General features: G+C 70.0%; 20 protein-coding genes. 5 read left to right on the plus strand and 15 right to left on the minus strand.

Annotated features, from left to right (window positions below; translation table 11 throughout):
- The first annotated feature begins 152 nt into the window (after positions 1–152).
- Genes IG98_RS0127050 through IG98_RS0127060 form a run of 3 tightly spaced genes read left to right on the plus strand, consistent with a single transcriptional unit; the run spans position 153 to position 3,129 of the window.
- A complete protein-coding gene (locus tag IG98_RS0127050) occupies positions 153–1,145 on the plus strand; it encodes a mechanosensitive ion channel family protein (RefSeq protein ID WP_245651733.1) in 993 nt (330 codons plus the stop codon).
- A gap of 19 nt (positions 1,146–1,164) precedes the next feature.
- The gene (locus IG98_RS0127055; protein ID WP_030917961.1) at positions 1,165–1,563 is read left to right on the plus strand and encodes a globin; all 399 of its coding nucleotides are present in this window, start codon (positions 1,165–1,167) and stop codon (positions 1,561–1,563) included.
- A gap of 30 nt (positions 1,564–1,593) precedes the next feature.
- Positions 1,594–3,129 carry a glycoside hydrolase family 13 protein gene (locus IG98_RS0127060; protein ID WP_030917963.1) on the plus strand — a complete coding sequence of 512 codons (1,536 nt, stop codon included), beginning with the start codon at positions 1,594–1,596 and terminating at the stop codon, positions 3,127–3,129.
- 75 nt (positions 3,130–3,204) lie between these two features.
- On the opposite strand, the gene IG98_RS0127065 is transcribed toward IG98_RS0127060, so the two are convergent.
- The 12 genes from IG98_RS0127065 to IG98_RS0127120 all read right to left on the minus strand — a co-directional run bounded on the left by IG98_RS0127065 (position 3,205) and on the right by IG98_RS0127120 (position 19,357).
- Positions 3,205–3,645, minus strand: coding sequence for an acyl-CoA thioesterase (locus IG98_RS0127065; RefSeq protein WP_084195681.1), 441 nt, complete (start codon positions 3,643–3,645; stop codon positions 3,205–3,207).
- Positions 3,646–3,770: 125 nt separating this feature from the next.
- Positions 3,771–5,435 carry an energy-dependent translational throttle protein EttA gene (ettA, locus tag IG98_RS0127070; protein ID WP_030917969.1) on the minus strand — a complete coding sequence of 555 codons (1,665 nt, stop codon included), beginning with the start codon at positions 5,433–5,435 and terminating at the stop codon, positions 3,771–3,773.
- A gap of 25 nt (positions 5,436–5,460) precedes the next feature.
- A complete protein-coding gene (locus IG98_RS0127075; protein WP_030917972.1) occupies positions 5,461–6,759 on the minus strand; it encodes a GGDEF domain-containing protein in 1,299 nt (432 codons plus the stop codon).
- 607 nt (positions 6,760–7,366) lie between these two features.
- Positions 7,367–8,152, minus strand: coding sequence for a single-stranded DNA-binding protein (locus IG98_RS47365; protein ID WP_051752979.1), 786 nt, complete (start codon positions 8,150–8,152; stop codon positions 7,367–7,369).
- A gap of 138 nt (positions 8,153–8,290) precedes the next feature.
- The gene (locus IG98_RS0127085) at positions 8,291–9,931 is read right to left on the minus strand and encodes a GTP-binding protein (RefSeq protein ID WP_030917978.1); all 1,641 of its coding nucleotides are present in this window, start codon (positions 9,929–9,931) and stop codon (positions 8,291–8,293) included.
- Complete coding sequence (locus IG98_RS0127090; RefSeq protein WP_245651734.1) at positions 9,928–12,006, minus strand: GTPase; 2,079 nt, start codon at positions 12,004–12,006, stop codon at positions 9,928–9,930. Before IG98_RS0127090 ends, IG98_RS0127085 begins: the two co-directional genes overlap by 4 nt.
- 914 nt (positions 12,007–12,920) lie before the next feature.
- Positions 12,921–14,153: a uroporphyrinogen-III C-methyltransferase gene (gene cobA, locus IG98_RS0127095; RefSeq protein WP_030917984.1), complete on the minus strand. Its 1,233-nt coding sequence runs from the start codon at positions 14,151–14,153 to the stop codon at positions 12,921–12,923.
- Between the two features lie 153 nt (positions 14,154–14,306).
- Entirely contained in the window at positions 14,307–15,389 is a 1,083-nt protein-coding gene (gene cobT, locus IG98_RS0127100; protein ID WP_030917988.1) for a nicotinate-nucleotide--dimethylbenzimidazole phosphoribosyltransferase, read from the minus strand.
- A gap of 57 nt (positions 15,390–15,446) precedes the next feature.
- Positions 15,447–16,274, minus strand: coding sequence for a sirohydrochlorin chelatase (locus IG98_RS0127105; protein ID WP_030917990.1), 828 nt, complete (start codon positions 16,272–16,274; stop codon positions 15,447–15,449).
- A gap of 268 nt (positions 16,275–16,542) precedes the next feature.
- Positions 16,543–17,163 carry a LutC/YkgG family protein gene (locus tag IG98_RS0127110; RefSeq protein ID WP_030917994.1) on the minus strand — a complete coding sequence of 207 codons (621 nt, stop codon included), beginning with the start codon at positions 17,161–17,163 and terminating at the stop codon, positions 16,543–16,545.
- A complete protein-coding gene (locus tag IG98_RS0127115; RefSeq protein WP_030917997.1) occupies positions 17,160–18,572 on the minus strand; it encodes a lactate utilization protein B in 1,413 nt (470 codons plus the stop codon). Before IG98_RS0127115 ends, IG98_RS0127110 begins: the two co-directional genes overlap by 4 nt.
- Positions 18,569–19,357, minus strand: coding sequence for a (Fe-S)-binding protein (locus tag IG98_RS0127120; RefSeq protein ID WP_030918000.1), 789 nt, complete (start codon positions 19,355–19,357; stop codon positions 18,569–18,571). The genes IG98_RS0127115 and IG98_RS0127120 overlap by 4 nt, the downstream gene beginning before the upstream one ends.
- Before the next feature lie 70 nt (positions 19,358–19,427).
- Between IG98_RS0127120 and IG98_RS0127125 the strand changes: the two genes are divergently transcribed.
- Complete coding sequence (locus IG98_RS0127125) at positions 19,428–20,180, plus strand: FadR/GntR family transcriptional regulator (protein WP_063766296.1); 753 nt, start codon at positions 19,428–19,430, stop codon at positions 20,178–20,180.
- Here IG98_RS0127125 and IG98_RS0127130 read toward each other — a convergent pair.
- The gene (locus IG98_RS0127130) at positions 20,112–21,602 is read right to left on the minus strand and encodes a sulfatase family protein (protein ID WP_051752982.1); all 1,491 of its coding nucleotides are present in this window, start codon (positions 21,600–21,602) and stop codon (positions 20,112–20,114) included. The genes IG98_RS0127125 and IG98_RS0127130 overlap by 69 nt on opposite strands.
- 110 nt (positions 21,603–21,712) lie before the next feature.
- Between IG98_RS0127130 and IG98_RS0127135 the strand changes: the two genes are divergently transcribed.
- On the plus strand, positions 21,713–22,732 hold the full coding sequence (locus IG98_RS0127135; protein ID WP_030918013.1) for an LLM class F420-dependent oxidoreductase: 1,020 nt from the start codon (positions 21,713–21,715) through the stop codon (positions 22,730–22,732).
- Between the two features lie 87 nt (positions 22,733–22,819).
- On the opposite strand, the gene IG98_RS0127140 is transcribed toward IG98_RS0127135, so the two are convergent.
- The gene (locus tag IG98_RS0127140; protein ID WP_030918018.1) at positions 22,820–23,896 is read right to left on the minus strand and encodes a hypothetical protein; all 1,077 of its coding nucleotides are present in this window, start codon (positions 23,894–23,896) and stop codon (positions 22,820–22,822) included.
- Positions 23,883–24,449: an RNA polymerase sigma factor gene (locus IG98_RS0127145; protein ID WP_030918021.1), complete on the minus strand. Its 567-nt coding sequence runs from the start codon at positions 24,447–24,449 to the stop codon at positions 23,883–23,885. Before IG98_RS0127145 ends, IG98_RS0127140 begins: the two co-directional genes overlap by 14 nt.
- Positions 24,450–24,577 lie beyond the last annotated feature (128 nt).

Raw genomic sequence — 24,577 nt, forward strand, 5'->3', positions numbered from 1 at the left:
CGTGATGTGACGGAGGCCGGTTCGATCGGCAATATGGGTAGGTCGCATGACTCGCCCATCTGACGCGTCGATCCGATCCGAGAGGGATCCACTCCGTGTTCCTGCTTTCCCCCACGCCCGTCCCCAGTCCCACCCCTAGCCTGACTCCCAGCGTGACCCCAACCGTCACCTCGACCCCCGACCCTGGAGTCGTGGTCGAGGAGCTTCTCGACATGAGCGCGGGTCTGACAAAGGGCTGCGGGGACGGCGGAGGGATGATCTGCGACTTCGTGCAGATGATCGTCCCCGTGAGCTGGGCGGCTCCTGCGATCGCAGGCGTGATCGCCATCGCGCTGGTCGTGGTCATCGCGCTGGTTCTGCGCAACGTGGCGCACCGGCTGATCAGCCGGGTGGTGCGGAAGGCCTCCTCCGGGCGCACGTCCCTGGCGGGGCGGCTACGCGGCAGGGAGGCGGTGACCCCGGAGGGCCTCGACGCGATCGTGGCCGAGCGGCGCAGACAGCGGGCTGAGACCATCGGTTCCGTGCTCAAGCCGGTCGCCTCGATCATCATCCTGGGCACCGCCGCGCTGACCGTCCTGGAGCGGCTCTCCGTCCCCATCGCCCCCCTGCTGACCAGCGTGGGCATTCTGGGTGTGGCGGTCGGCTTCGGTGCCCAGGAACTCGTCAAGGACTTCATCGCGGGCATGTTCATGCTCCTGGAGGACCAGTACGGCGTGGGCGACGTGATCGACACGGGCACCGCGATCGGCACCGTGGAGGCCGTCACCCTGCGCATCACCCGCCTGCGCGACAGCGACGGCCGGGTCTGGTACATCCGTAACGGCACCATCACCCGCGTCGGCAACGAGTCCCAGGGATGGTCTCGCGCCACCGTCGACGTGCCCGTGGCCTACGCCTCCGACATCCCCGCGGTCCGCGACCTGCTCAAGCAGGTCGCGGACGAGATATGGAACGACCTCGCCTTCCGCGACTCCATCATCGTCGAGGAGCCGCAGGTCTGGGGCATCGAGCAGATCTCCGACACCGCCGTCATCTTCAGGATCAGCGTCAAGACCATCCCCTCCCGGCAGGCGGAGGTCGCCCGCGAGCTCCGCGTCCGGGTCAAGTCCGCCCTCGACCGAGCCGAAATCCCGATCGCCGGCTGACGTCAATTAGGCTGGAGGCGTGTCCGTTACCCCCGGGGAATCCCAGTCCTTCTACGACGCCGTCGGCGGCGAAGAGACCTTCAGGCGTCTGGTGCATCACTTCTACCAAGGAGTCGCGGCCGATCCGGTGCTACGGCCGCTTTATCCCGAAGATGATCTAGACGGGGCCGAAGAGCGGCTGCGCCTGTTCCTCATCCAGTACTGGGGCGGCCCCAGCACCTACAGCGCGCAGCGGGGCCACCCGCGCCTGCGGATGCGGCACAACCCGTTCGTCATCCGCTCGGTCGAGCACGACGCCTGGCTCAGGCACATGCATGACGCGGTGCTCTCCCTGAAGCTCCCCGAGGACCTGGAGAAACGTCTCTGGGACTATCTCGTGTACGCGGCGAGCAGCATGATCAACGCCCCTGACGCATAAACATCGTCAAGCGGGGGCAGTCCAAAGCACATGGAATCCCCCTGGTGGCGTGATGCCGTCGTCTACGAGATCTACGTTCGCAGCTTCGCCGACGCCTCCGGAGACGGCGTCGGCGATCTGCCCGGCATCCGGCAGCGCCTGCCGTACCTCGCGGAACTCGGTGTGGACGCGATCTGGCTGACCCCCTTCTACCGCTCCCCCATGGCCGACGGCGGCTACGACGTTGCCGACTATCGCGACGTCGACCCCCTTTTCGGCACGCTCGCCGACTTCGACGAGCTCGTCGCCGAGGCGCATCGGCTCGGTCTCCGGGTGATCGTGGACATCGTCCCGAACCACAGCTCCTCGGCTCACGAGTGGTTCCAGGCCGCGCTGCGCGGTGAGGGACGCGATCGCTACATCTTCCGTGACGGCGGTGACCTGCCTCCCAACAACTGGCAGTCGACCTTCAGCGGCCCGGCCTGGACCAGGACCCCCGACGGACAGTGGTATTTGCACCTTTTCGCTGCGGAACAACCTGACTTCAACTGGCGCAACCCCGAGGTGCACGCCGAGTTCCTCGACGTACTGCGGTTCTGGCTCGACCGAGGGGTGGACGGGTTCAGGATCGACGTGGCGATGGGCCTGTACAAGGCCGAGGATATGCCGGACACCCCGCCGCAGGACCAGGCGTTCAAGGCCGAGTCGCCGATCTGGGGACGGCCCGAGGTGCACGAGGTCTACCGTGCCTGGCGCAAGGTGCTCGACTCCTACGACGGTGAGCGGGTGGCGGTCGGCGAGGTCTGGACCGACTCCGTCGAGGATCTCGCGCTCTACCTCCGTCCTGACGAGCTCCACCAGAGCTTCAACTTCGCCTGGCTGGAGGCCCCCTGGTCCGGACCCGCGTTCAAAAAGATCATCGATGACACGCTGGCCACGGTGACCGCTCCCACCTGGGTGCTCTCCAACCACGACGTGGTCCGCCATGTGACCCGGTACGGCGACGGCCTGACCAACTCCACCATGGGCCTGGCCCGCGCCCGCGCGGCGCTGCTCGCCATGCTCGCCCTACCGGGCTCCGCATATCTCTACCAGGGGGAGGAACTGGGCCTCCCCGAGGTGAAGAATCTTCCCCCGGAGACCCGTCAGGACCCCATCTTCGCCCGTTCCAAGGGAGAGCTGCCCGGCCGTGACGGCTGCCGGGTCCCCATCCCCTGGTCCGGCATGGCCGAACCGTACGGCTTCTCGCCCGATGGAGCGCGGCCCTGGCTGCCCCAGCCCGTGGAGTGGGCCGTGCTCTCCGCCGAGCGCCAGTCGAGTGATCCCGGCTCGACGCTGAGCTTCTACCAGGAGGTCCTGCGGGTCCGCCGCGGCCTCCGCGGCACGTTGCCCGAAGAGATCACCTGGCAGGAGAGCCCCGAGGAGGCCCTCATCTTCAACCGGGGTTCCCTGATCTGCGTCGTCAACTGCGGTTCCCAGCCGGTGCAACTGCCGCCGCACGACCGCGTCCTGATCGGCAGCGCCCCGGTGGAGGGCCACCTGCTCCTGCCGGACAGCGCGGTCTGGCTGTACGCCCCCGAGGTCTGACGGCTTTCGGCAGGCGGTGGACGGCGTCCGCCGCCTGCCGATCCGTGTACGGGTTGTCGAAACTCGGGAAAGGCCTCAGACCGCCGCGAACCTACGCAGGTAGGCGATCTCATCCTGGCTCAGCCGCCGCGGGGAGGCACTCCCCACGTCGTAGGCCACGATCACCGAGCGGGCCTCAACGAAGATCTCATCAGCGTCGCGGATCTCGTACGCGAGGGTGAACCGTACCGGACGGATCTCCGTCACCCACGACTCCACCCGGACCGGGTCGGGTCTGAAGGTGAGGGGACGCCGGTAGTCGATCTCATGCCGGGCGATCACCAGTCCGGCGAATGGGGCGTTTCCCTCGCGCTGGGGGTCGATGTGGAACATCCCCAACCGCGCGTCCTCCAGATAGTCAAGGAACCGCACGTTGTTGACGTGACCCAGCGAGTCGATGTCGGCGAACCTGACAGCCCTGGGGAACACATGTCGGTGGCCATGGCCGACCTCGTCCGCGACGCTCTGTCCAAACACACCCAGAACCGTAGCGAGCCCCCGCTGCCCGCCGTACGGCGGGGCACCGGAGGCTCGTTCGGTCGTGACCGGGAGAACACCCGACACGGCCCGTGCCAGGTTCCCGCCCGTCCCGGAAACCGAGGTCAGTCGCGGGTGAGCTTGCGATAGGTGACGCGGTGCGGCCGGGCCGCGTCGGCCCCCAGACGCTCGATCTTGTTCTTCTCGTAGTCGGCGTAGTTGCCCTCGAACCAGAACCAGTTCGAACCCTCTTCCCAGGCCAGGATGTGGGTCGCGACGCGGTCCAGGAACCACCGGTCGTGCGAGGTGATGACCGCGCAGCCGGGGAACTCCAGCAGCGCGTTCTCCAGGCTGGAGAGCGTCTCGGTGTCGAGGTCGTTGGTGGGCTCGTCAAGCAGGAGCACGTTGCCGCCCTGCTTGAGGGTGAGCGCCAGGTTGAGCCGGTTGCGCTCGCCGCCGGACAGGATGCCCGCCTTCTTCTGCTGGTCCGGACCCTTGAAGCCGAACGCGGCGATGTAGGCACGCGACGGCATCTCGACCTGGCCGACCTTGATGTAGTCGAGCCCGTCGGAGACGACCTCCCAGACGTTCTTCGTCGGGTCGATCCCGCCCCGGCTCTGGTCGGCGTAGGAGATCTTGACGGTGTCACCGACGACGATCTCGCCACTGTCCGGTGTCTCGCTGCCGGTGATCATCCGGAACAGGGTGGTCTTGCCGACGCCGTTCGGACCGATGATGCCGACCAGGCCGTTGCGCGGCAGGTCGAAGGAGAGGCTCTCCATCAGGACGCGCTCCTCGAAGCCCTTGGTGAGCTTCTCGGCCCGGATGACCGTGGTGCCCAGACGCGGGCCCGGCGGGATCTGGATCTCCTCGAAGTCGAGCTTGCGGTACTTGTCGGCCTCGGTGGCCATCTCCTCATAGCGCTGCAGACGCGCCCGGCTCTTGGTCTGACGAGCCCTGGCGTTGGAGCGGACCCACTCCAGCTCCTCCTCCAAGCGCTTCTTGCGCTTGGCGTCCTTCTGACCTTCGAGCTTGAGCCGAGCGGCCTTGGCCTCCAGGTAGGTGGAGTAGTTGCCCTCGTAGGCGTGGCAACGGCCGCGGTCGAGCTCCAGGATCCAGTTGGCCACGTTGTCCAGGAAGTAGCGGTCGTGGGTGACGGCCAGGACAGTGCCCGGGTACTTCTCCAGGTGGGACTCGAGCCACTGGACACTCTCGGCGTCGAGATGGTTGGTGGGCTCGTCGAGCAGGAGCAGGTCGGGCTGCTCCAGGAGCAGCTTGCAGAGGGCGACCCGGCGGCGCTCTCCACCGGAGAGCTGGGTCACCTCGGCGTCCGGCGGGGGGCAGCGGAGGGCGTCCATCGCCTGCTCCAGCTGACTGTCGAGATCCCAGCCGTTGCGGTGGTCGAGGGCGTCCTGGAGCTTGCCCATCTCGTTGAGCAGCTCGTCGCTGTAGTCGGTGGCCATCAGCTCGGCGATCTCGTTGAAGCGGTCGAGCATCGCCTTGGTCTCGGCGACGCCCTCTTCGACGTTGCCGAGGACGGTCTTGGATTCGTTGAGGGGGGGCTCCTGCTGGAGCATGCCAACGGTGAAGCCGGGCATGAGCCGGGCGTCGCCGTTGGACGGCTGCTCCAGGCCCGCCATCATCTTCAGCAGCGTCGACTTTCCGGTGCCGTTGGGACCCAGGACACCGATCTTGGCGCCCGGCAGGAACGACAGCGTCACGTCGTCGAGGACGACTTTGTCACCGTGCGCCTTGCGCACGCGCTGCAGTGTGTAGATGTACTCCGGCATGCCTTTAGTTTAGGGCCTGGAAAGTTCAGCTAGGGGCGGCCTCGGATCCTGGCCTGCGGGCCGGAGGCACGATGGTGGCCGACAGGCAGATCTGGTCGCGGCCGAGTTCCTTGGCACGGTAGAGGGCGAGGTCGGCCGCGGCGAGCAGTTCGATCAGGTCGTCCCCGTGCACGCTCATGATCGCGACACCGACCGAGATGGTCACGGTGATCATGTTGTCGTCGGCCGGGAGCGCCATCCGTCCCACCCGGGAGCGCAGCCGCTCGGCGACCCTGCGGGCCTCTGTCACGTCGGCCCTGGGCAGCAGGACGACGAACTCCTCACCGCCGAACCGGCCCACCACGTCATAGTCGCGCAGCTGGCTGCGGATGGTGTCGGCCACCCCGACGAGGACCTGGTCGCCGATCAGGTGACCATAGGTGTCGTTGACCCTCTTGAAGTGGTCGATGTCGACGATCAGCAGCGCGAGCGTCTCCCCCGTGCGACGCGCTCTGACGATCTCGGTGTCGGCCTCCCGCTGCCAGGCCGCGGCGTTCAGCAGGCCGGTCTTGAGGTCGGTGCGGGCCGCGGCCTGAAGCTGGGCGTGCAGCAGGCTGCGCTGGAGCAGCACCACCGGGGGCAGCGCCAGGACCAGCAGAGCCGGATTGAGCCCGCAGGTGATGGAGATGATGACGCCGAGGCAGAGCTCGACGACGTCGAGGAGCAGGTTCTCCCGATTCCACAGGACCTCCCGCCAGCGACTGTCGGGGTCGGCGGTGTGCGCCGCGATGGCGATCAGCGCGGTGTTGATCACCGTGAACAGGACCGCGCAGCCGACGGCCACCAGGATCGGCCCTCCGTCGCCCCTGGTCAGCGCGTTCAGGTCACCGACCGCGGCGTGGAAGAGCAGGGAGGCCGCACATCCGGCCAGGCCGATCGCCGCCGAGCTGAAGACCCGCCGGTAGACGACCGTCGCGCGCACCCGCCTCTGCAGCAGGAACTGGAGCGGGATGGGCGCCAGAAGCGCGTAGAGCGGCGGGAGCAGCAGCGCGGCGGGCAGCCACCAGGCGGAGAGCAGGTCCCGGTGCACGCCGGCCGGCATGCCCAGCCTCCGGGTCGCCTCGATGCACACGGCTCCACACGCCATCAGCGCGGTGAAGGTCAGCGCATCGGACCAGCGGAAGACCCCGGATGCCAGGAAGAACACGATCGCGGCGAGATCCAGCGCTACTATCCCGCAGAGGTAGCCGACCAGCGGGCGACGCTGTCCAAGCAGGGGCCAGCGATCGGCCAAGGGTGTCATGCCGTCGCGCGGTTTGACCGAGGTGTGGCTAGGAGCCGCCATGTCGTCCCCCTCTCCGACTAACGATGTGTAACACAATAGTTGCGGAGTGTGCGACGCGCGATGGGAACCGCTACCTTTGACGGAGTGGGCCAGCCCACCGGTTGACCTACGTTTTGGAAACCGCTCCTTCGCGAGCGGGCCGTGTGGGAAAGGAGCAAGCCATGCTGCGGGGCGTGACCTGGACCTAAACAGGTGTCCTGGGCATCTGACACGGGCAAGATCATCGGCTGGTCATCTCGGCGTCCCCGCGCTTCCGTGGTGAGACACCGACCGCGTCCGGCCGGTGCCCCCTCACTCCGCCCAGACCAGGCCCTCTTACCGTGCGGGGCCTTGCACTTCCGTCAGACATCCTGCCCCTGCGAAGTCCGTACTTCTCTGGACGCCTGCCCGCCCTCATCTCTCGTCCGAAATCTTCTCTGCTGATCTTCTGTTCCAAGTCTTCTGTTCGAATCCACCCCATCTCGCTGTCCGCGTTCTTCCCCTGCGCGGACCCGCGCCCATCCCCCTGCCCACCTCACCCACCTCGAACGATTCCTCCGCCTCTCCGGTTCCGGCCGGCTGATCGGGTTGGGAGGCCCGCGGCCTGGGCCTCCCAACGGGAGGCGACTCAGGCCGCCACACGCTCCCGTGTCGGCCAGGGTGCCTCGTCGCTCACATCTGGGTGGATCTTCACCGTGCCCGGCACGGCCTCGGCCGTTTCCTCCCCGGTGACTCCCGCGGCCGGGTCGTCGGCCCCCACCGCCTCCACCCGCCTCGTCGTGCCCCTCGCCGCCTTCCTTCTCCTGGTCACGACCTCTCCCGCCGTCGGCTCCTCCCCATCCGAGGCGGCCTCTGCGGCCTCTCCGTGGATCGCACCCCCCTCGGCCGGCCCACCACCCGGCGCGGCCCGCTCGTCGTCGAGCCCGGCCTGCAGCGGGGGCAGGGCGCCGGGTGCCCCCGCCTCGACGGGGGCACCGCCGCTCATGGCCCAGTCGGACGTCTCGCGATCGAGCTCGATCCGCTCCGCGCTGCCCAGGGCCGCGACCGGGCCGCCACGCTGCGGCTTGCTGAAGCTACCGAGCCCCCAGCGCAGGTCGTGTCCGAGTGAGTTGGCCTCCACCTCGGGCATGAATCGGCGCTCACCCTCGTGGGTGAACTCACGGATCCGCAACCGTCCCTGAACGACGACGGGCTGGCCCAGCTGCACCGACTGGGCGACATTGTCGGCGAGCCCACGGAAGCAGCGGACGCCGAAGTAGGTCGTCTCACCGTTGCGCCACTGCTGGTTCTCCCGATCGAAGTAACGACTGGTCGAGGCGATCTTGAGCGAGGTGACCCGGGAGCCGTCGGGGAAAGTGTGCTGGCGTGGCGTGGCCGCGACGTTACCGGTCAGCGTGACATAGATGTCGTTCATCGTGCCTCCCATGAGAGCCGGCTGAGTGCCGGCGGCGTGAAAGACACGATGGCCCGAGCCGTACCTCTCGCGAGTTGCCGAATCACGTTCTGGGGACAACCGCCGGACACTCGATCAGGCTGTGGACGACCCCGGGAATCAGCCTCGCAGGCTCCGCATGGCCGAGTTGAACTCGTTGTAGCGGGTCAGCTCGCGCTCCACCGGCTCGATCACCATGCTCTCCGCGAGCCCGGCGACCCTGCGGCGCATCTCGCGCTCCAGCGCGTCACGCTCGTTGCCCGAGCCGAGCACGATGAAGTTACGGCTGGCCATCGCGGTGAGCAACCCAAGCCCGAGTACCGAGAGCATCATCAGTCCCACCCATGGCAGTGAGGCGGCGTCGCCGAACACCTCCAGCCCCGCCGGCGGCTTCCCCGTGCCGAACACGCCGTAGACCAGAGCCGTACCGACCCAGGCGAGGCCCCCGACGAAGAGCAGGACCAGCAGGTACTGCCAGACGAGGAGCAGCCGCCACCAGCCGGGGACCCTGTCCAGGCGCGGTGCGACCTCTGAGAGCTCCTCCGACAGCACCTGGGGCAGCTGCGCCGAGCGTGAGCGCGCGGCATCCCTGATCCCACTCTGCCACGCCTCGTGCATGCCGGAGGTCAGACCGTCGGCCAGGGCGTGGACGGCGGTGTCCACCTCGGCCGGCTGCGCGCTGACCGAGCCACCGGTCAGGCTGCGGATCTCGTCTCGCAGATCGCCCAGGCGCAGGCTGTTCAGCGGATCAGGGCGGAGCTTGGCCGCCCAGCGGGTGTAGGGCCAACCGACCCACTCACCGGACCTCGCCGCGTAGACGTTCTCCATCGCCTCGCCGACGGCGGGGACTCCGGCCGCGTCGCATAGGGCGTCGGTGAGACCGATCCGGCGGGCGTCGTCAATGGAGGAGGGCGGCGCCGAGGTGCCGTCGGCGGGCATGACCTTCGCCAGGCGGAGCGTCAGCCGGTCGAGGTCGGCCTCCAGGCGCTGGGTGGCGGCCCTGCGCCTGGACACGGTCTCGGCGAGGACCTCCTTGAGGTCGTCCACGCCCGCCCCCGTGATCGCCGAGGTGGTGACGACCACGGGGTGCTCGACCCCCTCGCGGTGGAGAAGGTCCTCCAGGTCCGCGACGCACTCGGCCAGTTCCTCCTCGTCGAGCCGGTCGGACTGGTTGAGCACGAAGACCGTCACCGCCTCGTGCCCGGCCAGGTCGGTCACGTAACGCCGGTGCGTGGAGGCGTCGGCGTATTTCTGCGGGTCGAGCACCCAGACGACGAGGTCCGCGACCTGGATCAGCCGGTCGGCCTCGCTGTCGGTCAGCGCCCGGATGGAGTCGTGGTCGGGCAGATCGAGCAGGATCAGCCCGTGCAGCCGGCTCTCCCCGCGGTCCAGGGCGCTGGCCCGCGCGAAGCGGTGGCGCCACTGGATCTGCAGCCAGTCGAGCAGCGGGCCCGCGCCGTCCAAGCCCCAGACACAGGCGTGGGTACGGGCGGTGGTCGGGCGGCGCACTCCCGTCGGCGACAGCTCCAGGCCGGAGATCGAGTTGAACAGCGTCGACTTTCCGCTGCCCGTACCCCCCGCGAGCGCGACCACGGTGTGGTCGGAGGAGAGCTTGAGCCTGTCACCGGCACGCAGCAGCAACTGCCCCGACTCGGTGAGGAGCTTGGGGTCGACCTTGCCCGGCCCCAGTTCCACGATCCGGGCCAGCGCGGCGAGCCGGCTGCCGAGACCTTGGCGTGACTGGGTGGTGCCAACACTCATCGGGCGACCTCAAGGTTGTACGTTGCCTGGTAAAGGCGGGTGGCGGCGGATTCATCCGGTATGCCGGCGCCATCGAGAGCCTGGATGTAACGCGCCGTCTCGTCGTCGAAGAGCATGCCGATCCGGGCGCGGAGATCGCTCCGGGCCTTTACCCCGATGTTGCGCAGCGACTCCGCGCCGAGCAGCGCGTGTACCAGTCGTTGCGGCAGCGCACCGGTGCCGTTCCGCGCCTCCGAGGCGCCGTAACCGAGCAGCCCGATGGTCAGGATCAGCGACAGGGACTCGACGTCGAACGAGATCACCCTGGCCACCGATCGCTTGGTCACCCCCTCGGTGCGGATCAGCTCGGTGATGTGCTCCTGCCAGGCCGCGATGGTACGGCCGGCCCTGCGTGGGAGATCGTCGGACGCCTGGCCGAGCTCGGCCGCCGCCGCCAGGACCTCCTGCGCGCCCGGACGGTTCGACCAGCGCGAGGCGGCCTCCTCCGCGGCCCGTTGCGCCGCCGAGACGACCACCGACTCCAACCCCGTCCGCAGTGCGGATCTCAGCGCGCTGAGCCGCTCGGGTGCCTGATGGCTCGCCTTGCCCGCGAGACGACCGGGCTTGCGCAGCTGAAGGGTACGCATGAGATCACCGGAACCGGCGAAGTCCTGCCAGCGGGCGAGGACCTCACCCCGGAGCAGCGAACCGTCGCCGGTACTCTTGTCGACCTCGACCAGCGCCTGGGCATAGGCGCTCTCCACGTCGGCGCGGAGGTCTCTGCGGAAGGCGACCTGGATCTCCAGTTGCTTGGCCAGGGCGGGCACCCGGGTGCGGAAGCTGTTCAGCACCCCGTCCAGGGTGGCCCGCACGGCCTGCTCGCGACGCCGCTCGTCGACCGACAGCTCGGTCAGCCAGAGGCGCAGCTCGCTCACCTCGTGGTCGGGGAGCATGCCGTCGGTGACCTTGCCCTCGTTGATGACGAACCGGTCGACCTCGCCGAGACCGTACTCGGTGAGCATCCTGACGAAGTGCTTGGTGATCACTTCTCTGGACTTGGCCGGCACCCTGGAGAGCACGATGGCCAGCTTGGCTCCGCGCTCCTTGGCCAGGCGGAGCAGCCGCCAGGCCGGGGCGTCGGCGTAGCGGGCGGCGGTGGTGACGAAGATCCACAGATCGGCCGCGTCGAGCATGCGGTGCGCGATCTCGTGGTGCTCCTCGACCACCGAGTCGATGTCGGGGGTGTCGAGCAGTGCCACACCGGGAGGTAGGCGCTCGGTGGAGACGAGCACGAGGCCGTCGGAGGCCGCCTCGGGGTCGGGCTCGCTGAGCCGCCGGAGGCTACCGAGCAGGTCGCCCTCGGCGAACCACTCGTGATCGTCGGGGTGACAGGCCAGGACAGGCGTTCCGGTCGTCGGACGGCGCACACCGGTCGCGCTGACCTTGGCGTTGGCCAGCGTGTTGAGGAGCGTGGACTTGCCCGCGCCGGTGGAGCCCGCGACCACGACGAGGGCGGGCGCGGTGCTCGTGTGGACGCGGGGGATCACGTAGTCGTCGAGCTGGGCCAGGATCTCACTCCGGACCCGCCTGGCCTCCTCGGCCCCGGGGATGTCCAGGCCGAAACCAAGGTCGGTGACACCGGCGCGTACGGCGGTGAGCGCGCTGCTCAGGGCCTCGGAGACGGCGTCGGGAAGCGGCGTCTCCCGCATCCGGTCACCTGGCGACCCCGCGTCCTCCTCGCCTCCGGCCTTCTCGTTCCCGTCGTTCTCGTCGACGTCGCCGGCTCCGTCCAGGACCTCGGCACCGGCCTCGCCGTCGCCCTGGGCCTCTTCGCCGGTCTCACCCTCCTGCGGAGCCTGCTCATCGATCTCGGCGGGCCCGGCGTCGCGCTGGACCCCGTCGCCGGGCAGGGCCCGCTCTCCAGCCTCGCCGCCGTCCTCGGCTCCGCCGGTGTCAGGCGTCCCGGCGTCGCTCTCCGCTTCGTCTTCCGGCTCCTCGCGGTGCCGCTCCCGGGACGCGTCCCCGATCTCACCGTCATCTGCGAGGAGGACGACGACCTCGTCGCGCTCCTCCTGCTTTTCCTGAGATCTGTTCACCCGAAGGGGCGGAGCGGTGGCCTCGGCCCGGGGGGAAGAGCCGTCATCCACCGTACGGGAGGAGACCGCGGCCCCTTCCCCGGGACCACCGGCGCGGGGAGCACTCGGGGGAACGGGGGCACCAGGGCGGAAGAGCGCACCGGGGCCGGCCTGGGGAGCAGACGCGCCGGGAGAAGGTGTGACGGGACCACCACCGGCACGGGGAGCGCTCGGGAAAGCGGGCCCCGGACGGAAGGCCGCACCGCGAGAAGCTCCCGCGACTTCACCCTGGGAGGCGGGAGCACCCGGTCTCTGAGGGACGGCGGGAGGAGCGGCGGCAGGACCACCACCGCGCGAAGCACCGGGGGAAGGAGGGGCACCCTGTCCCGCCCCCGGTGGGGCGGGAGCGCCTCCGCGGGGGGCACCCGGCGAGGCGGGAGAACCACTACGGGGGGCCTTCTGAAGGGCGGGAGCACCACCGCGGGCGGCGGCCGGGGAGGCGCCCTGACCGGAGGCCGCACCGGGCGAGGCCGTGGCGGGACCGCCGCGGGAGGCACCCGGGGGGCGGCTGCCCGGGGCGCCGGCGGAGGCGGGCCTGGCCACCTCCCGGGACGTGGTGATGGCGGCGATCGTGGCCTGGGCGGCGGCCGCGGCGGCGTGGAAGGCCGCCATCGCCTCCTCCGAAGCGGGCGGTGCCGCTGGACCGGCTCTCCTGCCCGGAGGCGCGGCGGGACCGGCCGCACCGGCGGTGGGCTGGCTGCGGGCGCGGATGGAGGCGGCGTCATCGTCTGGACGGATGGCGCCGAAGGTCACCGTCTGCTCGCCGGGGGATTCCTGGTCATCCGACGGGGTGACGTCGGGTGGCGCCTGGGGGATGCCGGCGAGGCGAGGGTCACGGCCACCACCCGATTGGGGAGGCCTGTTGGAAGCCGATTTCACGGTACTCGCTCCGCTCGAACCATCTCGACCTCCTGGCCGACCTTCACGACATCACCGACGATCACGATCGCGGGGGGCCGAATCTCAGCCGCGCTTACGCGCTCCGCCACCGTGGAGAGCGTGGCGTAAAGAGCGCGCTGGGTCGGAAGGGTACCGTCCTGTACCACCATTACGGGAGTTTCCGGCGAACGTCCGTTATGAAGCAACGTTTCGGCGATCATCCCGATCCGTTCGACCGCCATCATAAGCACCAGCGTGCCGCCGGATCTGGCCAGATTGGGCCAGTCGACCGTGGATCTCTCGTCGCCCGGCGGGACGTGTACGGAGACCACATGGAATTCCTGGCTGACGCCGCGATGCGTCACGGGCACGTTGGCGGCGGCCGGCGCCGCGACCGGGCTGGTGATGCCGGGGACCACGACCACCGGGATGCCCTCGCGGGCGCAGGCGAGCAACTCCTCGCCGCCGCGGCCGAAGACGAACGGGTCGCCTCCCTTGAGCCGCACCACGAACTTGCCCTGTCTGGCGTGCTCGATCAGCAGCTCGTTGATCCTCTCCTGGGCCATGTAGCGGCCGTAGGGGATCTTCGCGGCGTCGATCAGCTCGACGTCCGGGGAGAGCTCGTCGAGCAGGGCCTGTGGGGCGAGCCGGTCGGCGACGACCACGTCGGCCTGGGCCAGCAACTGCCGTCCACGGACTGTGATCAGGCCGGGGTCGCCGGGGCCGCCGCCGACCAGGGCGACGCCCACGGGCTTGGCGCGGCTGCGCCGGGCGTCGACCGTACCGTCCCTGAGGGCTCCCACGACGGCGTCCCTGATCCCGGCGGCGCGCCGGGGATCGCCTCCGGCGATGATCGCCACACTGATCTCGTCCACCTTGCCGCTGGCGGGCGTCCAGGCCGCCGAGGCGTCCTTGTCGTCGGCGCGCACGCACCAGATCCGCTTCGCCTCGGCCTCCTCGGCCACGGCGGCGTTCACCTCGGGGTTGTCCGTGCAGGCCTGCACCAGCCAGGCCCCGTCGACGTCGCCGGCCTGGTAGCGCCTGGCCTCCCAGATCACCCGACCTGTCGCGATGAGATCGTCGAGGGCGTGCGTGACGCTCGTCGAGACGACGGTGACCAGTGCGCCCGCGTCGAGCAGCGCCGGCACACGCCGCTGGGCGACGCGCCCGCCGCCCACGACGAGTACCCGCCGCCCGGAGAGGCGCAAGCCGAGCAGGTAGGGCGACATGGCGACGATCTCCCGTTCGCGAGGAATTGTGAATCATGACGTGCTTAGGAGGTAAACCTACCGGCTAACGACGCTCTCTTTGCTGCACCTGTGTTAACAGGTGTCAAGAAAGAGCTGACTGTTGTCAACCGGTCGGCTTAAGACTTCCGCAGGTCAGGCTTCCTTGTCTGTCACACCGGCGGAATCGAAGGTCGCGACTTCGTGCATCACCCTGGCCGCGGCGCAGACGAGCGGGTGGGCGAGCAGGCCGCCGGTGCCCTCGCCGAGCCGGAGTTCCAGCTCCACCAGGGGGCGCAGGCCCAGGTGATCCAGGGCGGCGGCGTGACCGGGTTCGGCCGAGCGGTGCCCGGCCACGCAGTGGTCGACGACGTCGGGCGCCATCGCCGCCGCCGCCAGTGCCGCCGCCCCCGCGATGACACCGTCCAGGATGACCGGCACCCGCAGAGCGGCCCCGGCGAGGACGAATCCGGCGATCGCCGCGTGTTCCAGGCCGCCGACCGCGGCCAGCGTCTCCAGGGCGGACATCGAGGAGGCGGCGCCCGGCTCGCGTTCCAGGCCGTTCACCCGGAGAGCCTCGCGGACCACCTCGACCTTGCGTTCCAGGGTCTCGCTGTCGATGCCGGTGCCCCGGCCGGTCACGGCCGCCGCTTCGTGCCCGGTGAACGCGCAGATCAACGCGGCCGAGGCGGTGGTGTTGGCGATGCCCATGTCTCCGGTGATCAGGCAGCGGGCGCCTCCGGCGACGAGATCGCGGGCATGGGCGATCCCGGCCTCCAGGGCCGCGACCGCCTGCTCGGGGGTCATCGCCGGCCCGCGGGACAGATCGGCCGTGCCGTACGCGATCTTACTGATCGTCAGTCCCGGCGCGGGGTCGAGGTCGGCGGCCACACCGACGTCGACGACCGTCACCGAGGCGCCCACCTGGGCGGCGAAGGCGTTGGCCACGGCGCCGCCCGCGAGGAAGTTGCCGACCATCTGCAGGGTGACCTCCTGCGGCCACGGGGTCACGCCCCTGGCGTGGACACCGTGGTCGGCGGCGAAGATCGCTAGAGCCGCCGGAACCGGGAGTGGCGGCGGGCTGACCGCCGCGGCCCCGGCCAGCCGTATCGCCACGTCCTCCAACGTGCCCAGCGCACCCCTGGGCTTGGTCAGGCGATCCTGGTGGGCTCGGGCCGCGGCGACGGCCGCCGGGTCGGCGGGACGGATCGCCGCGATGGTCTCCTCAAGGATGGTCATGCGCTTCAGTCTCCTCTAGAAACCGGCGATCGAAAAAACACCAAAAACCACGCGCGATCACCAGGCGATGCCGCTGAGCGCCTCCTCGTAGCGCTCGATGACCACGTCGGCCAGCCCCTCGCAGTCGCCGATGACGTCGGCGCAGCGGACGTCCAGGTTCGAGTGGCCGGCGGCGTAGGCCATGGCCTGAGCCCAGACGCGGTCGAGCAGGCCGCCGGCGAAGAGCAGGTAGGGCACGACGATCACGCGTTTGGCGCCGAGGCGGCGGCAGCGCTCGATGCCGCCGGGGACGCCGGGCGGGGTGAGAGAGACGAACGCCGTCTCAACGGTCATGTACTCGTGGGCGTGGGTCTCCCAGAAGAGCCGGGAGACCCGGTGCACGTCGGCGTTGGCCTCGGGGCTGGTGGAGCCGTCACCGACCAGGACGACGGCGGTCTCGCCGATCTCGATGCGCTCGGGTTCCTCGTCGAGCGGCCCGGCGGCGGCGGGGACCAGCCGGAGGCTGGCGACCTCGGCGGCGGCGTCGGCCAGACGCTCGGCGAGCAGCGCGAGGATGCGGGGATCGGAGCCCAGGGGACGGCCGTAGTCGCAGGTGAGCATGGGATGTCTCTCCCGCTCGCGGGCTATCGCGGAGGGGATGTCCGTGCCGAGCCACGTACCGCCGGTGAGGCTCATGGGCTGGGCCACCATCCGGTGGTGCCCGCGCGCGACCAGCGACGCGACGGAGTCGCTGAGGCGCGGCCTGGCCTTGGCGATGTAGCCGCCGGAGACGTCGGCCGCCGTCTGGTCCAGACGACAGCGGAGCCGGTGGATGAACCTACCGAATTCAACGGATCCGTTGTCGTCGTGCGAGCCCTGCCCGATGAGCAGCAGCGGCGGTTTCATGGAAACAGGACTCCAATGACCTTGACCTGGGGTTACGCGGTAACGACTCGCGACAATATCCGATAATGACACCACGCGGACAGGTAACGGATCGGTAAATTCCGCCTTTTCTCCTGCGGACGTGATGAACGACGGAGATCAGATCGATCCCGGTGGGCGGCAGCCGTCCGCCGGCCGGGCCCTGTGGATCACACGCCATGGCACGCTAGCCGGGCATGCCGGAGAGGTCCAGCACGGCCGCGTCCGTGTTTCGCTCCCTCTGCCGGGGTCAGCGGATGACGACGACCTCCAGCGCGCGCGGGCCGTGCACGCCCTCCACCCGGTTCAGCTCGATGTCGCTGGTCGCGGAGGGACCGCTGATCCAGGTCAGCGGCCTGGACGGGTCGAGCCTGCCGACGGCCTCGGGAACACCGGCCACGATCTGCCCGGCACGCACGACGCACAGGTGGTAGTCCGGTACCAGGGTCAGCGCCCGGCGCCCCTGCCCGGGGCCGGCGTCCAGCACGATCGTGCCGGTCTCCGCGATCGCCACGGCGCACCCGGTGACGACACCGTCCACCCCGTCCAGCTCGGCCGCGCTCAGCGGCGGATCGTCGGTGACCGGTTCTCCGGGGACCCACTCGGGTGGCAGCCCTTCGGGGACGACCAGCCGGGTGGCGCCCCGGCGGGCCAGTGCCGCCGCGATCGTCGCGACCGCCTCCCCCTCGTCCACCACGTGCACGACGGCCCGGTAGTCGGCCACCCGCTCGGCGAGCAGTTCCACCAGGCCCGTCGCGCGGACCGGGTCCGGTGAGGTTCGGTAGGCACGGGTGATCTCGACCTCGCCGGCTCCGGCCACCGCGGAGCGGATCCGCGACAGGATCAGCTCCCTGCTGCCCGCAGCGGTCATTGGACGCCTCCGTCTGTACGGTCCCACCAGTCACGGAATGACTCGGGAGGAATATCGGGAATGTCACGCGTGTCGGTCCAGGCCGACAGCGGGCCCGGCAGGCGTCCGGGGACGAACCTGCGCAGGCGGCCGCCGAGCCGCTGGGCGCGGGCCAGCCGCGCGGGGCGGTTGAACACCCACCCGGCGGCACGCATGCCCAGGCGCTCGACGCGCGCGTGGCGGACCTTGCCACGCAGATGGACCAGGACCTCGGGAATGTCGATCGCGACCGGGCAGGCGTCGAAGCAGGCGCCGCAGAGGGTCGAGGCGTACGGCAGCGACGCGTCCAGCTTCGAGGCGGTGCCGCGCAGCTGCGGGGTGAGGATCGCACCGATCGGTCCCGGATAGACCGAGCCGTACGCGTGGCCTCCGGCCCGCTCGTAGACCGGGCAGACGTTCAGGCAGGCCGAGCAGCGGATGCAGCGCAGTGCCTGACGGCCGATCTCGTCCGCCAGCACGTTCGTCCGGCCGTTGTCGAGCAGTACCAGGTGGAACTCCTGCCCCTCGACCGCGCCGGTCCAGGTGGAGGTGTAGGGGTTCATCCGCTCGCCGGTGGAGCTCCTGGGCAGCAACTGGAGGAAGACCTCCAGGTCCTGCCAGCTGGGCAGCAGCTTCTCGATACCGACCACGCTGATCAGCGTCTCGGGCAGGGTGAGGCACATCCGCCCGTTGCCCTCGGACTCCAGCACCACCAGCGTGCCGGTATCGGCGATCATGAAGTTGGCACCGGAGATCGCGACCCTGGTGGAGAGGAAGCGCTCGCGCAGGTGGAGCCGGGCGGCCTCGGCGAGGGCCCGGGGGTCGTCCGTCAGGTCCTCCGGCGCGGCACGCCCCCAGTCGGCCATCCTCTCCCGGAAGATCTCGCGGATCTCCGCGCGGTTGCGGTGGATCGCCGGGACCAGGATGTGCGAGGGCCGGTCGTCGCCGAGCTGGACGATCAGCTCGGCGAGGTCGGTCTCGTACGCGGTGATGCCCTCCAGTTCGAGTGCCTCGTTGAGGCCGATCTCCTGGGTCGCCATCGACTTGACCTTGACCACGCTGGTCTCGCCGGTGGCCTTGACCAGGTCGGCGACGATCCGGTTGGCCTCCGCGGCATCGGCCGCCCAGTGAACGTGGCCGCCCGCAGCGGTGACCGCCTCCTCCATGCGCACCAGGTAGCGCTCCAGGTTGCGCAGGGTGTGGTCCTTGATCTCCTTGCCCGCCCGGCGGAGCTCGGCCCAGTCGGGCAGCTCGCCGACCGCCGCGGCCCGCTTGCCGCGGATCGTGTGGGTGGCCTTGCGCAGGTTGTACCTGAGCTGCGAGTCCCGCACGGCGACCGCGGCGTTCGCGGGGAAGGCCGGCATGCCGAGGAACGTGGCGTCCCCGTTCATCCGCGCACCGTCCTGTCGTCGCCGCTCTCCGTGGCGGCGAGGATCTCGGCGAGGTGCATGATCCGTACACCGGCGCGCTGGCGTACGAGGGTGCCGCCGATGTGCATCAGGCAGGAGTTGTCGGCGGCGCACAGCACCTCGGCACCGGTGGTCGTGACGTTGTGCACCTTGTCCGCGCACATGGCGGCGGAGATCGCCGGGTTCTTCAGCGCGAAGGTGCCGCCGAAGCCGCAGCACTCGTCCGCTCCGGGGAGCGGGACCAACTCCAGGCCCCTGACCTGCTCAAGCAGGCGGGTGGGCCGGTCTTCCAAGTGGAGGCCGCGCAGCGAGTGGCAGGTCGGGTGGTAGGTCACCCGGTGCGGGAAGTAGGCGCCGACATCGGTGACGCCGAGGACGTCGACGAGGAACTCCGAGAGTTCGTAGACCTTCGGCACCGTCTCGGCCACCTCCGCAGCGAACGAGCCGGGCGGAGGCCCCTCCCCCGCGGGAGCCCCGGCGGCGGCCGGGGTGCGGGCGAGACGCGGGTACTGCTCGCGGACCATCGCGGCGCACGACCCGGACGGCGCGACGACCGCGTCGTACTCGGCGAAGACGTCCACGAAGTGCCGCGCGAGCCGCCTGCCCTCCTCGGGGTACCCCGTGTTGACGTGCATCTGGCCACAGCAGGTCTGCGCCCGCGGGAACTCGACGTCACACCCGAGGCGGCGCAGCAGCGTGACGACCGCCCGCCCGGTGCCGGGAAAGAGCGTGTCGTTCACGCAGGTGATGAACAGGGCGACGCGCACGGCACTCCTTTACGCTATATGGTCAGACCATAGTATGGTCTGACCATATTCCCTCACAAGGAGGCCCCCCTTGAGCGGTTGGCAGCCGGTCCGGCGCACCCGGGCGTTCGAGGACGTGATCGCCCAGATCGAGCGGCGCATCGCGGACGACGGGCTCACGGTCGGCGACCGCCTGCCCGGCGAGCGGCAACTCGCCGAGCAACTGCGGGTGAGCCGGTCGTCCGTACGCGAGGCGATGCGGGTTCTGGAGACGCTGGGCGTGGTGTCGTCGCAGGTCGGGCGGGGGGCGGATGCGGGGGCCTGCCTCATCTCCAGGCCCGCGGACGCCCTGAGCGACCTGCTCAGACTCCACCTCGGGCTGTCGAACCTGTCGCTGGCGGAGGTCGTCGACGCCCGGCTGATGATCGAACAGTGGTCCGCCGCGCACGCCGCCGCACAGCGGGCGGACCTGTCGGCCCTGACCGCCGCGCTGGAGAGGATGGACGCCTCGACGAGCGCGGAGGAGTTCGTCGAGCACGACACGGCCTTCCACGTGGCCATCGCCGAGGCGTCGGGCAACAGGCTGACCACCGCCATGATGCTCTCGCTGCGTGACTCGCTCCGCCGCTACGCGGTCGGCGCGGTCGAGCGCCTCGGCGACACGGCAGGGCTGATGGCCGATCATCATCGGATCCACCGGGCCATCGTCGCCGGCGACGCGGCGGGGGCCGCCGCCGCCGTCGAGGCCCACCTGCTGAGGGCCTACCCCGGCATCTCACGGCCCCCACGGACCGAGGAAGAGGGGCCGGACGGGCAGCACGGGCGGCTTGACCGAGTCGGCTGACCTGCAGGTGGCGCCCGAGCAGGAGACCAGTGCGTCGAGCTGCTGGTTGAACTGGGCGATCACGGAGAGCGGGGTCTCGGCGGCGATGTTGCGGAGCTGGTAGGGATCCGCGGCGAGGTCGTAGAGCTGGTACTCGCCGGTTGAGTAGCGGACGAAGGTGTGCCAGGCGGTCCGCATGCCCTGGTAGGCCGGGACCGGAGTCTGGCGGGCCGAGCCCGGGTCCGTCGGGCGGTTAAACTCCAGCAGCACGTTCTGGCGCCACGAGGGCGGCGTGCTGCCGCGCAGGAGCGGCAGCAGGGAGCGGCCCTCGACGAAGTCGGGGAGCGTGACACCGGCCAGCTGGGCGAACGTCGGGGCCAGGTCCACCGTGGAGGCCATGTCGCCGACGACGTGGCCCGCCGGCACACCGGGGCCGCGGACCAGGAGCGGCACCTTGATCGACTCGTCGAAGGGGGTGGTCTTGCCCTGGGCGAGCCGGTGCTGGCCCTGGTGGAACCCGTTATCGGAGGCGAAAAAGATATACGTTTCATCCAGCTTGCCGGAGACCCTGAGGGACTCGACCAGGGCACCCACCATGTCGTCCACGCCGAGCATCGCCCGGAGCCGGTCGCGGTAGTGCCGGTCGATCTTCTGGACCTTCCTGACGTCGAACTGCGGGAGCGACCTGAGCCAGAGTGGCTCGGCACTGACGTCCGGCTGGTTGAAGGACGGGGTGCGCGGGGCCACCGCTCCGGCGAAGGCGGCCTCGTGCCGGGGGGCGTAGTTGGCCGGGTTGTGCGGGGCGATCGGGGCGAGGTAGAGGAAGAACGGGTCGTCGTCCGGCTGGGAGACGAACGCCCCCGCCTTCGCACTGAGCACGTCGGCCAGGTAGTCCTCCGGCGCGAAGCCGTAGGGCCGCAGCGCGCCGTTCTCGTTGAGCGTGTAGCCGTACTCCTCGTAGAGCCTGCGCACCGGCACGTCCCACTCGTCCCAGCCAGGTGGCACGTAGGTGGCGGCGGTGGCGCCACCGGGGTAGTGGTTGAGGTACTTGCCCATCAGGCCGGTGCGGTATCCGGCCGACTTCATCCAGGTCCCGAGGGTGGAACGTTCCAGACCGGTTGTGTAGTACTTGGTGAAGCCGCCCTCCGGGGCGGTGTTGGTCAGCACTCCGTGGCTGTGCACGTACTGGGAGCGCATGATCGACGCGCGTGACGGGCAGCACCAGGAGTTCGGCACGAAGAACCTGTCAAAGCTGGTGCCGCTCCTGGCAAGGAGGTTTGAGATGTTGGGAAATTTCTGGAGATCCCCCGCATCCAGGTCGTCAACGAGGACCAGCACGATGTTGGGCCGCCCCGCCGCGTGCGCCACGGCCGGGATCGCTCCCGTGACGGCGATGGCAAGGAGAAAGATCAGGGAGAGGAGCTTGCGAGCTGCATAGAGCACAGATGGACGCTTCCCGGGAGACCGAATTTCGACACCTCACACTCGACCGACCAATGTAGAACGTGTTCTAATTGCGGAGCGTGTCCGGCCTTACGTCGCGAGGAGACTCGGTGAGTACCGACCTGAAACTCGGCCTGAACCTCGGCTACTGGCAACGCGACGCCGACGACGCCACCGAACTCGTCCAGACCGCGGAACGGCTGGGGTACGAGTCCGTTTGGACCGCGGAAGCCTACGGTAGCGACGCCTTCACCCCGCTGGCCTGGTACGGCGCGCGGACGTCCCGCATCAAACTGGGCACATCGGTGGTGCAGATCTCCGCCAGGACTCCGGCCGCGACCGCGATGACCGCGATGACCCTCGATCACCTCACCGGCGGGCGGCTGCTGCTCGGCATCGGCGCGTCCGGCCCCCAGGTGGTCGAGGGCTGGTACGGCCGGCCGTTCCCCAAGCCGCTGGCCCGCACCCGCGAGTACGTCGAGATCATGCGCAAGGTCTGGCGCCGCGAGGAGCCGGTGACCAGTGACGGCGAGCACTACCCCCTGCCCTACCCGGGCGGCGCGAACCTCGGCAAGCCGCTGAAGCTGATCACCCACCCGCTCCGCGGCGAGATCCCCCTCTATCTCGGCGCGGAGGGCCCGAAGAACGTCGCGCTCGCCGCCGAGATCGCCGACGGCTGGCTGCCGCTCTTCGTGTTCCCCGAGAAGATCGAGCGGATGTACGGCCCCTCGCTCGCCGGTGCCGGGCCTGACTTCGACATCGCCGCCATGGTCATGACACTGATCACCGACGACGTCCAAGCGGCGCTGGACGGGGTGAAGATGATGCTGACCCTCTACATCGGCGGCATGGGCGCCAAGAGCCGCAACTTCCACGCCGACATCATCGGCAGGATGGGCTACGCCGAGGCCGCCGAGGAGATCCAGGCGCTCTACCTGGCCGGGCGCAGGGGCGAGGCGTTCAACGCGATCCCCGACGAGCTGGCCGACGGTATCTCCCTGGTCGGCCCGGTGGGCCGCATCCGCGAACGCCTGGAGCTGTGGCGCAAGAGCCCGGTGAGCAACCTCCTGGTGATGGGCCCCCGCGACGAGGCCTCCCTGCGGACGATCAGAGACCTGGTCCTGGGCTGACATCTTGGGCCGGCCCACCCCGCCCTCGCAGGAGTGGCCCGGATCCGGCGGGTGCCCCGCCCCCCTCCTGGACGGCGGGGCGAAAGATCACTTCCTGGCGCCGAGCTCCCCGACCCAGCCGGAGCCCTCGTAGGCGACCTTGAAGCCCTTGCGGATGGGGACGAACACGGAGTTGGCGGTGCCCGCCTGGGGCTTCTCGTCCGGGCCGTCGTAGCGGAAGGCCAGCAGGCGCGCCCCCGACTCGTCGATGACCAGGGTGTGGTGGCCGTTGGCGGTGGTGACCGCGGTGCCCTTGCGGCCGAGCGGGTCAAGGACGTCCCGCTTCAGCACGAGTCCCGGCTGGTCGGCCAGGATGCGCAGCATCGAGGCACGGGTGGCCGCGCTCGTCGGCATGGACAGCAGGTGACGCGCGCCCTCGAAGACGAAGTCCGCGAACGCTCCCTCGCGGTGCGCCGAGCGGAGCCAGCGCTCAAGTCCCTCGACGTCGCCGGGCAGCTTCTGCTCCTCCCCCACGGTCAGTGTCTTGGCACCGAGCCTTATTTGCAGGATCATGGCGAAGTCACTGGTCTCAGGGGAGGGCCACAGGGACGGGGATCCCTTGGCCTTCCACGCCGCCTCGTCGGAGGAGGTCTCGAAGGTGATCTTGACGTCCTGATTGGACGAGCTCCGCCCCTTTCGGCCGTCGGACCAGATCTCGTCGGTGTGGGCGACGACCGCGCCGGCCCCGACCGGCTCGAAGGTCCGGCTGCGCTCGAACCAGTACCGGCCCTTCGGGACGACCTCACGCGCCGCCGTCTCCGCGCCCGCCAGCAGGAACGACCGGGCGTCGAGCGTGACCACCGGTGTGCCGGGCGTGGAGGCGGAGCCGGAGAGCGGGGCGACGAGCTCGGCGGTCCGGCCGCCGCCCGGTCCCCGCAACCCGATCGTCCCCGTCACGACGGCCGGCACCGTCACCGCCGCGGCCAGCCCGACGAGGGCGCCGACCAGGGCGACCTTCGGGGTGAGCCGGAACCCCGGACGGAAGGTGGGACGGAACACGGAGCGGGGCCGGGGCCTGGACTCCGCGAAGGCACGGGCGAGGTCCGCCTCGCGGCGGCGCCGGTAGGCGTCCTCGGTGAGGGCGTCCGGGCGTAGCGCGCGGACCCGCTCGTCAACGTCGTTCATCTGATACCTCCAGCTCGGAGACCCCAGGCCCGGAACCCGGGGTGGGACGCGGCGCGGTGCCGCAGGGGATTGGTGAGGTGAGGTCGAGCGCCTGGGACAGGCGGCGGCGGGCGCGGTACAGGCGGACCGTGAACGCGCGGGTCGAGCATCCGGCGAGCCTGGCGGCATCGGCCGGGGCAAGGCCGTACCAGCTGGCCAGGACCACGGCCTCGACGTCCTGCTCGGACAGGTCGGCGAGCGCCGCCAGCGCGACCTCGCGCTCGGCGACCTGATCGGCCACATCGCCCGCCGGGGCCAGTTCGGCCAGCCGGTCGGCCAGTGCCCGCTTCCGCAGCCCGGAACGCCGCTGCGCGCGCAGCAGGTTGCGGGCGGTGCCGAGCAACCACGGCAGCGGAGGCTCGGGCAGGCGTTCCAGCTGCCGCCAGGCGATCAGGAACGTCTCGCTCGCGACGTCCTCGGCCTCCTGCCGTTCGGCACGGAGCAGCGCGTAGCCGAGCACGCTGCGATAGTGCCGGTCGTACAGCGCGGTGAATCGCGCTTCTGGATCATCCACACCCAGTAGTGCCTTTCCGTGCGCCCCGATCACCGGCGGGGCGAAAAAACATCCGGCGCGCCCGACCCCCATGGTGCTCGCGCGGACTCGTCCACCGGCCGTACCCTCCGCCGGGCACCCTGTGCCGA

The sequence above is a fragment of the Streptosporangium amethystogenes genome (assembly GCF_000721075.1).
In the GTDB taxonomy this organism is placed as follows: domain Bacteria; phylum Actinomycetota; class Actinomycetes; order Streptosporangiales; family Streptosporangiaceae; genus Streptosporangium; species Streptosporangium amethystogenes.